Annotated in this window: 6 protein-coding genes and 1 pseudogene; 4 read left to right on the top strand and 3 right to left on the bottom strand. The window is 68.1% G+C overall.

All coding sequences use genetic code 11. The annotated features are described in order from the left end of the window. The 3 genes from DM816_RS37065 to DM816_RS37055 all read right to left on the bottom strand — a co-directional run. On the bottom strand, positions 1-613 hold a 613-nt coding region (locus DM816_RS37065; protein ID WP_162908220.1), incomplete at its 3' end, for a hypothetical protein. Positions 614-664: 51 nt separating this feature from the next. Continuing rightward, a complete protein-coding gene (gene fdhD / locus DM816_RS37060) occupies positions 665-1,435 on the bottom strand; it encodes a formate dehydrogenase accessory sulfurtransferase FdhD (RefSeq protein ID WP_117215179.1) in 771 nt (256 codons plus the stop codon). Continuing rightward, positions 1,432-3,597 carry an FdhF/YdeP family oxidoreductase gene (locus tag DM816_RS37055; RefSeq protein ID WP_117215178.1) on the bottom strand — a complete coding sequence of 722 codons (2,166 nt, stop codon included), beginning with the start codon at positions 3,595-3,597 and terminating at the stop codon, positions 1,432-1,434. Before DM816_RS37055 ends, fdhD begins: the two co-directional genes overlap by 4 nt. A gap of 122 nt (positions 3,598-3,719) precedes the next feature. Between DM816_RS37055 and ctaD the strand changes: the two genes are divergently transcribed. The 4 genes and pseudogenes from ctaD to DM816_RS37035 form a co-directional block, all read left to right on the top strand. Next, the gene (gene ctaD, locus DM816_RS37050) at positions 3,720-5,438 is read left to right on the top strand and encodes an aa3-type cytochrome oxidase subunit I (protein ID WP_117215177.1); all 1,719 of its coding nucleotides are present in this window, start codon (positions 3,720-3,722) and stop codon (positions 5,436-5,438) included. Between the two features lie 897 nt (positions 5,439-6,335). Continuing rightward, positions 6,336-7,550, top strand: coding sequence for a hypothetical protein (locus DM816_RS37045; RefSeq protein ID WP_117215176.1), 1,215 nt, complete (start codon positions 6,336-6,338; stop codon positions 7,548-7,550). 185 nt (positions 7,551-7,735) lie between these two features. After that, positions 7,736-8,219 (top strand): annotated as a pseudogene (locus DM816_RS44945) (glycosyl hydrolase family 18 protein); the annotation flags it as partial. 58 nt (positions 8,220-8,277) lie between these two features. Beyond that, on the top strand, positions 8,278-9,383 hold a 1,106-nt coding region (locus DM816_RS37035; RefSeq protein WP_162908218.1), incomplete at its 3' end, for an MFS transporter.

Genomic DNA, 9,383 nt, shown 5'->3' with positions numbered 1-9,383 from the left:
GCAGCGCCTGCCAGCCCGCCACACCCGCGACCGCCAGCCCGGCCGCTCCCGCCAGGCCGGCGAGCATGACCCGCCGGCCGACCGGCCTCGGCTCGGGCGACGGCTCCGGCCGCGCAGGCTCGGGCAGATAGACGGCCATCACACGGACCGAGCTGCCGCGCAGGCACACCCCGAACAGCACGAGCGGGATTTCGGTCCCGTCGTCGTCGTGCCGCCAATATCGGTCGTCGAGCTTGAATGTGACGTCGAACCCCTGGTCGACCCGGAACACACCGCGCTGGACGATCTGGCCGTGCAGCTCGTAGCGCTCGCCCGGAATCAGCGGCGCGGCGGCCGGGGCGGTGATCAGGCTCCCGATGCGGCGCAGGTGCTGGTGATAGCGATCGAACCTGCGCTCGGGAGTATCCATTGGCGTCCACGCGGAGGCTCTCTCGCTGCGCCCCTTGCGCCCGCCGCGGCCCTCGAGCGCGCCCGGCAGCTTGGCCCCGAGTTCGACCCCGCCCTCCTGCGACTCGTTCTCCCAGTGCGTCTGGTCGCTAATCGGCTGCTCGACCTGGTCGAGCTGCTGTTTCACCCAGACCTCGTCCAGGTAGAAAAAGTGGCGGTCCGACACGTCTGCACCCATCCATCGTCGTCAAAACGAGGATAGACCGCGGGGACAACGTCAGTCTGTGATCCGTTCGGGTCGGGTGTAGACGTTCATCGAATCGCCGCGCAGGAAACCGATCAGGGTCATCCCGGCTTCGGCCGCGAGATCGACGGCGAGCGTGCTCGGCGCGGAGACGGCCGCGATGACGCTGACGCCCGCGACCCATGCCTTCTGCACGAGCTCGAAGCTGGCGCGGCCGGAGACCAGCGCGATCCGCCCGGACAGCGGCAACTGTCCACGTTGGAACGACGCGCCGACGGCCTTGTCCATCGCGTTGTGCCGGCCGACATCCTCGCGGGCGAGCACGAGCTCGCCGGATGGGGTGAACACGCCGACCCCGTGGCTGCCGCCGGTACGCTCAAAACCGCGCTGTGCCTTGCGCAGCCTTCCGGGCAGCGTGGCCAGCGTCTGTCTGCTCACGACAGTCGTGTCGTGCTGCACCAGGTGGTGCGAGTGCACCCGCACCGAGTCGATGCTCGCCTTGCCACACACCCCGCACGAGCTGGTCGTGTAGAAATTGCGGGCTTCGATGTCGAGTGGGCCGGTGAGCCTGACCTCCACGACGTTGGGTGTGTCCGTGCACAGCCGGGCAGTGACCACATCGGACGGTCCGGCGATGATGCCCTCGGTGTAGAGGAAGCCCAGCGCCAGCTCCAGCTCGTTGCCCGGGGTGCGCATGGTCACGGCCAGCGGGCGGTCGTTGACCCGGATCTCCAGCGGCTCCTCGACCGCGAGGAGATCGGCCCCGCGCCCGCAGACCGGTCTGCGCGCATAAGCCTGACTCACGGCTCAAGCCTCACGATGATCTGCTTCGACGTGGGAGTATTCGACCCGGCTGCTGTGGAATCAAGTGGTACCAAGACATTTGCCTCGGGGAAATAGGTGGCCGCGCACCCGCGGGCGATCGGGTAGGCGACGATCCGGAAACCCTTGGCCACCCGCTCGCCGTCCGCCCACTCGGAGATGATGTCCACCGTTTGACCGTCGTGCAGCCCGAGCTCGGTGAGGTCGAGCGGATTGACGAAGATGACGTGCCGGCCGTTTTTTATTCCGCGGTACCGGTCATCGAGCCCGTAGATCGTCGTGTTGTATTGGTCGTGGCTGCGCACGGTCTGCAGGATGAGGCGGCCGGCGGGCACGTCGAGCGGGCGCAGCGGGCTTGCGGTGAACCGCATCGTCCCGACCGGGCCCTGCGGGAGGGTGAAGCCCTTTTCGACGCGCGCCTCGAAGTCTTCGAACCCCGGTATCACCCGTGCTATCACCGCCCGGATGGCCCGATAATCGTCCATATAGGACGACCAGTCGACGCCGAGTGTCGCCCGCGCCAGGCCGCAGACGATCGCGACCTCCGAGCGCAGCAGCTCGGACGCTGGTTCGAGCCGGCCGCGCGAGGCGTGAACGCGCGACATCGAATCCTCGACCGTGACGAACTGCTCGCCGCCTTTTTGGCGGTCGCGCTCGGTGCGGCCCAGGCAGGGGAGGATCAGCATGGTCTGGTCCCGGCTCGTGACCACATGTGAGCGGTTGAGCTTGGTCGAGATGTGCACGGCCAGCGTGCAGCGCTTGAGCGCCTCCTCGGTGACGGCGGTGTCGGGCGTCGCGGAGGCGAAGTTGCCGCCCAGGCCCACGAACACCTTGGCCCGGCCGTCGCGCATGGCCCGGATCGCCTCGACCGTGTCGTAGCCCGCCTTCTCGGGCGGGTCGATCAGCCTGTGCACCCACGCGGGCGGCTCGTGCCAGATGCCCATGGTGCGGTCGCCCTGCACGTTGGAATGCCCGCGCACCGGGCACAGGCCCGCGCCCGGCTTGCCGACCATGCCACGCATCAGCTGCACGTTGACGATCTCCTGGATCGTGGCGACCGCGTCGCGGCCCTGCGTCAGCCCCATCGCCCAGCACACGATCGTCGCGTCGGAGTCGGCGAACATGCGGGCGGCCATTTCCACCGCATCGCTGTCGAGACCGGTTGCCTTGCGCACGAGGTCCGGGTCGGGATCGGTGAGCGTGTCGAATCCGGTGGTGCGGGTGCGGATGAACTCGTGGTCGACCGCGTCCCAGGCGCGCAGATGCGCGCCGATCGCCTGGAACAGGGCCAGGTCACCGCCCACGCGGATGGGCAGGTGCAGGTCGGACAGGGCGGTGCCCCGGCCGACGAGCCCGCTGAGCTTCTGCGGGTTTTTGAACCGGATGAGGCCCGCCTCGGGGAGCGGATTGATGCTCATGATGCGCGCCCCGTTGCGCTTGGCCTGTTCGAGGGCGGACAGCATGCGGGGGTGGTTGGTGCCCGGGTTCTGTCCAACCACGACAATCAGGCGGGCGTGGTGGATGTCGTCGAGTGACACCGTGCCCTTGCCCACACCGATCGTGGCCTTGAGCGCGACCCCGGACGACTCGTGGCACATGTTGCTGCAGTCGGGCAGGTTGTTGGTGCCGTAGGTGCGGGCGAACAGTTGATAGAGGAAGGCGGCCTCGTTGGACGTGCGGCCGGACGTGTAGAACAGCGCCTCGTCGGGCTCGATCGCGCGCAGCTGCTGCGCCGTGAGGTCGAAGGCCTCCTCCCAGGTGATGGGGGAGTAGGAGTCGGTCCCCGGGCGCTTGACCATCGGGCTGGTGAGGCGGCCCTGCCGGCCCAGCCAGTGATCTGACTGGGCGGCCAGGACGCTTATGGGGTACCGGATAAAGAAGTCAGGGGTGATGCGACGGAGGGTGGCCTCTTCGGCGACGGCCTTGGCACCGTTTTCACAGAATTCGAAGTGGGACCGTTTGTCCGGTTCCGGCCAGGCGCAGCCGGGGCAGTCGAAACCATCGGCTTGATTGACGCGTAGCAGCGTGAGCGCGGTGCGGCGGGCGCCCATCCCGCCCAGGCCCTTGGCCAGGCCGTGCGCGACGCCGGGCAGCCCGGCCGCGACCGTCTTAGGCGGGCTGACCTTGGGCTTCTCCGCTGTCACACCCTGAGGCTAGCCTGTCGGGGAGTTCGGTTCACGTGCTGAGTTGGACCCCGTCCCGGTGGGGTGCTGGGAGGGGGACTATTCTCCGTGGGCAGAGCGTGATCTAAAGCAGGAGGCAAGCCGTGACCACCGTCGCACCGCAACCGATAGCGACACGGCCCTACCCGGTGCGCAAGCCGGTCAAGGGCTCGGCTTTGGCGCGGCTGCTGCGCACGACCGACGCGAAGCAGATCGGCATTATGTATATGGTGACCGCCTTCGGCTTCTTCCTGGTCGGCGGCGTGATGGCGCTGCTGATGCGGGCCGAGCTGGCCCAGCCGGGCGGGCAGTTCCTGTCGCCGGAGCAGTTCAACCAGCTGTTCACCATGCACGGCACGATCATGCTGCTGTTCTTCGCCACGCCGATCGTGTTCGCGTTCGCCAACTTCGTGGTGCCGCTGCAGATCGGCGCGCCGGATGTCTCGTTCCCGCGGCTCAACTCCTTCGCATACTGGCTGTATCTGTTCGGCGGCACGATGGCCGTGCTCGGCTTCGCGACCCCGGACGGCGCGGCCGACTTCGGCTGGTTCGCCTATGCGCCGCTCAACGACGCGATCCACTCGCCGGGCATCGGTGCCGACCTGTGGATCACCGGTCTGGTGATCTCCGGTCTTGGCACGATCCTGGGCGCGGTCAACATGATCACGACGATCCTGACGCTGCGCGCGCCGGGCATGACGATGTTCCGGATGTCCATCTTCACGTGGAACATCCTGGTCACGTCGCTGCTCGTGCTGATGGTGTTCCCGCTGCTGGCCGCGGCCCTGATGGCGCTGCTGGCCGACCGGCGGCTCGGTGCGCACGTCTACGACCCGGCCACGGGCGGGCCGATGCTGTGGCAGCACCTGTTCTGGTTCTTCGGGCACCCCGAGGTCTACATCGTCGCGCTGCCGTTCTTCGGGATCATCTCCGAGGTGATTCCGGTGTTCAGCCGCAAGCCCATCTTCGGCTACACCGGTCTGGTCATCGCCACGCTGATGATCGCGGCGCTGTCGATGAGCGTGTGGGCGCATCACATGTTCGCCACCGGGCAAGTGCTATTACCGTTCTTCTCGTTCTTAAGTTTCATGATCGCCGTGCCGACGGGCATGAAGTTCTTCAACTGGATCGGCACCATGTGGCGAGGGCAGCTGACCTTTGAGTCACCCATGCTGTTCTCGATCGGGTTCTTGACGACCTTCCTGTTCGGTGGGCTGTCGGGCGTGCTGCTCGCGTCGCCGCCGGTCGACTTCCACGTGTCCGACTCCTACTTCGTGGTGGCGCACTTCCACTACGTGCTGTTCGGGACCATCGTGTTCGCGGTTTACGCGGGCATCTACTTCTGGTTCCCGAAAATGTTCGGGCGCATGCTCGACGAGAGGCTGGGCAAGGTCCACTTCTGGCTGACGATGATCGGCTTCCACGGCACTTTCCTGGTGCAGCACTGGCTCGGCAACGAGGGCTTCCCCCGGCGTTACTACGACTACCGGCCCGAAGACGGCTTCACCCTGCTCAACATGATCTCGACGGTGGGCGCGTTCATCCTCGGCGCATCGACGGTAATCTTCCTGTACAACGTGTGGAAGTCCTACCGGACCGGGCCGCTGGTGACCGTCGACGACCCGTGGGGGCACGGCAACTCGCTTGAGTGGGCGACCTCCTGCCCGCCGCCGCTGCGCAACTTCGACCGCATGCCGCGCATCCGGTCCGAGCGTCCGGCCTTCGACGCCAAGTTCCCGCACCTGGCAGTGAGCACCGGCACCTCGGCCCCAGCCCTCCGGACCAACGAGCCGGAAGTCAAGGCCGAGGCCGACCAGCAGTAACCCGGCGGCGGGCCCATGCGGCCCCGCCGCCCGCCCATGTGCTCGGCCGTCCATGCGGCTCGGCCGTCCATGTGCTCCACCGTCTATGCGGCTCGGCCGTCCATGCGCCCCGCCGTCTATGCGGCTCCGCCGCACCCAGCAGGCCCTGGAACGCACCGTCGCCAGGGCACGGCCGCCTTCCGCCCAACCCCTCCTTCCCCGCGGCCTTCCGCCTCAGCGGGCCTGTCGGCGCACCGATGTAAGCGCCGCGCCCTGCCAAGCGTTTCCGCAGCTTCCGGCGCTCGGGGAAACGCGAACACGAGGATCCTCTGACACTCCCGCCTCAGCGGGCGGACGCGCCACCGCTGGCTTTCTGCCGGGGTCGGCGAGGTTTCATGCGTGCGAGGCATCGCGGGCATCCGGCATGAGGGCACCTCAGGCGTGAGCCTCCGGCGGGTTGCGGCATTAAGTTCATGGTCGATCTCACTGCCGTAGCGGCCGTTGGCGTGGGCCACTCATGTGAGGCGTGGTTCTGCGCAGGACCCGCGATATCTTCGTGGTGCTTAGTTGATGGAGTGCAGGATCCCGGATATTGCCGCGGTTTCCGCTCCTGCCGCGACGTTATCTCGGATGTTGTGGCCCGGTCGCGCACCCATCGCGACAACATCCCGGATGTTGCGGACAGAGGCGGTGGCTGCGGTGTCTTTCGGGGCGGGGCAGGCGCAATGTGTGCGGCCGAAGGGCAGGGCGGTGGGCCCGCCAGGTGGTGCCAGGCGTCGATGGAGGTGCGGGTGAGCAGCATCGGGTCCGTGGTGATCGTTCATGCACGCGGCGGATCCGAAGTGGACGGGGGCCCCGCGGTGGCGGTCTTCGGGCGGGTAGGCAATGCTGTGTCTACTTCGGACCTGGAGGAAGTCGATGGTGCGCGATCGACTCGAGCGGGAGTATCGGATCGGGGATCTGATCGACCAGATTCAACGATATATGTCCGGCGGCCGCATGGACGTGGCCGTGCCACTCCAGCGGGAGGCGGTGATGCTCGCGCGGGAACTGCTGGAGGAGCAGCCGGACGAGCCACGCTATGTGCAGGGGCTGGCATCGATCCTTTACGGGATGGGCTCCACGCTGACCGCGACGGATGAGCCGGATGAGGCGGTGGAGTTGCTCGATGAGTGCGAGCGGCTCTATGAGCGGTTGCCGGGGACGGAGGCTTACCGGGCCGACGTGTGCGCGAGGCGGGGGATGGCCGAGTCGGCGCGGGGGTTCGGGCCGTCGGCGGTGTTGGAGCTCGACGACGCGGTGGACCGGTATGTGCGGCTGGAGTCGCGCGACGATCTCGACCTGGCGCGGGTGCTGGCGCTCGGTGCGACGGTGTGGCACCGGCACGCCGATCCCGACCTGGCAGTGACCGCCGCCGATGCCGCGATCCGCATTTATTTGAACGCCGGCGGGGCGGAAACGCCGTACTTCATATTTGCGGTTGAAGTCGCCTCGCAGATCCACGGCGCCTTCGGCAGGCTGGATCTCGCGCTGGCAGCCGATGAGCTGGCGTTGCAGGCGTTGTCCGGGACGACACCGGATGCCGTGCGGCTGGCGCAGGCGCGGGTGCGGCAGCAGGAGCACCTGTCCGGGTCGCTTGCGGCGCAGCGCGACCGGTCGATGACCTTCGCCGAGGCGCTCGATCTGGCCGCGCCGGTCGACGAATCGCTGCGCGACTTGCTGATCGACCCGTTGGGGACCGGCAGGATCCCGCTGCCGTCGGGGCGGTGCAGTGGCGATGCGCGGCTGGCCGTGGTGAATGGGCTGGCGTTGAGTGAGCACGCGTTGCGGCTGCTCGAATCCTCGCCGGAGGCCGGGCGGCGGCTGGGTTTGGAGACGCACTTCCTGTTCGCCATCGGTGCCCGGGGCAACGAGCCGAACCTGCGGTTCAACTTCGGCCCGTTCGGGAGGATGTGGGCGGCGGTCGTGTTGGCCACCGCGCGCTCGTTCGAGTCGGCGGGTGACGCGGAGACGTGCCAGGATCTCAAGCGCTGGCTCGGCGGGATCGTGCAGCAGCTGATCCCGTTCGCCGCGATCGACCGGAACACTGCCGACATGGTGGCCGAGTGCGAGGCGTATGTGCGCCAGGCTTGATACCACCTTAGATCTTTTCTCAGCAGGCGACGGTGGGAGAGCACATGCGCAAACGCTCGATCCGCCTGCCTGCCGGGCCGAGTTCACCACCGAATCCGCGTGGGAGACGGGGTTTGTGTGACTGGACGCTGACGTTCGATCTGCCAACGGGGACAGCGGTCGGGTCGTTCTGGGACGTGGCGGCACGGGGCCCAGCCGCACCGCACTGGCCGCTGACCTGCTACGCGGGCATCCTGGCGGCGGGCTCGTCTACGCGCCCGACGACGTGGCGCGTGCGGGCTTCTGCGCGGAGACGGCAATCGCGCGCCTGTGAAGAAAGGGCATCCCGGCGTCGATACTGTTGCTGGGCATAGGTTTCCATGGCCGCGGCTGGACCGGGCGTCACGCAGGCGGCACCCGGAGGCAGCGCTTCCGGTGCGGCATCAGGGATCGAGCCGGGTGTCCACGATGACGAGGTTTTGAAAACCCGATGCCCTTCATCCGGTACCGGCGGCGGCACCGCGATGCGCGCTGCGGCAACAACTGGTGGAGCTATGACACACCAGCGACGATCGCAACCAAGTTGGCGTGGGCAAAGTCTCAGTCGCTCGGCGCGCGTTCTTCCGGGAGCTGTCCGGCGACACGGCCAGCGGCGAGCTGATCACGGCCGTGGCCAGCGGCGTGGCGTAACCCATTCGAAAAATGTCGGACCCTCCGGGCACAATCGAGCCCGGAGGTACCGACCGTCATGAACATCGCTCCTTACAAGATGGTGCTCGGCGTCCCCGGGCTCAAGCTGCTGATGCTGATCGGGCTGCTCGCGCGCATCCCGGCTACCGCCGCGGGCATGGCCATCACCCTGCACGTGCTCACGTCGCTCGGGCTCGGCTACGGCGAAGCGGGCGTCGCGGGCGCGCTCGGCATGATCGGCGCCGGGATCGGCTCGCCCTTCCTGGGGCGCATGGTCGACCGCGTGGGCCTGCGGCCTGTGCTCATCGTCACCACGGCGGCGCAAGCGGTGTACTGGTCGATCGCGCCGCAGCTGAGTTTCCCGTTCCTGGTGGCGCTCGGGTTCGTCAACGGCCTGCTGTCCATCCCGATCTTCGGGGTCATGCGGCAGTTCATGGCCGCGCTCGTGCCGGTCGAGCAGCGGCGGTCGGCGTTCGCGCTCGACTCCATGGCCGTCGAACTGTCCTACATGGTCGGGCCCGCCGCGGCCGTCGCGGCGGTGACCGCGTTCAACAGCCACGTGACGATGTATGCGGTGGGCATCGGGCTGGCCGTGGCCGGGCTCGCGCTGATCGTGCTCAACCCGCCCACGCAGTCCGCCGAGGAGGAGGCCCAGGCCTCGGCGTCCGGTGCGATCCGGATCCCGCGTCGGCAGTGGATCACGCCCGCTCTCGTCACGCTGCTCGCGGTGACCGCGGCCACCACGTTCATCCTGTCGGCCACCGAGCTGTCCGTGGTCGCCGTGCTCAACAACGGCGGTGCGACCCAGTGGACGGGGCTGGTCATCGGGCTCTGGTGTGCGTACTCGCTGATTGGCGGGTTCGTCTACGGCGCGCTGCGCCGGGCCGCCTCGCCCCTGCTGCTGGTCGGCGTGATGGGCGCGCTGACCATACCGCTCGGGCTCGTCGGCGGCGGATGGTGGTGGCTCACGCTCGCGCTGATCCCATGCGGTGTGCTGTGCGCGCCCTCGCTCGCGTCCACTGTGGACACTGTCAGCCAGTGGGTGCCCGCCAGCGTGCGCGGTGAAGCCATGGGGCTGCACGGCACCGCGCTCACCATAGGCATCGCCGTCGGCGCGCCGACGGCCGGCGCCATCATCGACGCGTACGGGCCGGGGTGGGGGTT

Origin of the sequence: Allorhizocola rhizosphaerae, assembly GCF_003426775.1 — a bacterium.
Lineage (GTDB): Bacteria > Actinomycetota > Actinomycetes > Mycobacteriales > Micromonosporaceae > Allorhizocola > Allorhizocola rhizosphaerae.
This window is presented reverse-complemented; position numbering and strand designations above follow the sequence as displayed.

Excerpts from the sequence above, each read along its gene's own strand:
- DM816_RS37045 (WP_117215176.1), top strand. The coding sequence starts at position 6,336 with ATGGTGCGCGATCGACTCGAGCGGGAGTATCGGATCGGGGATCTGATC.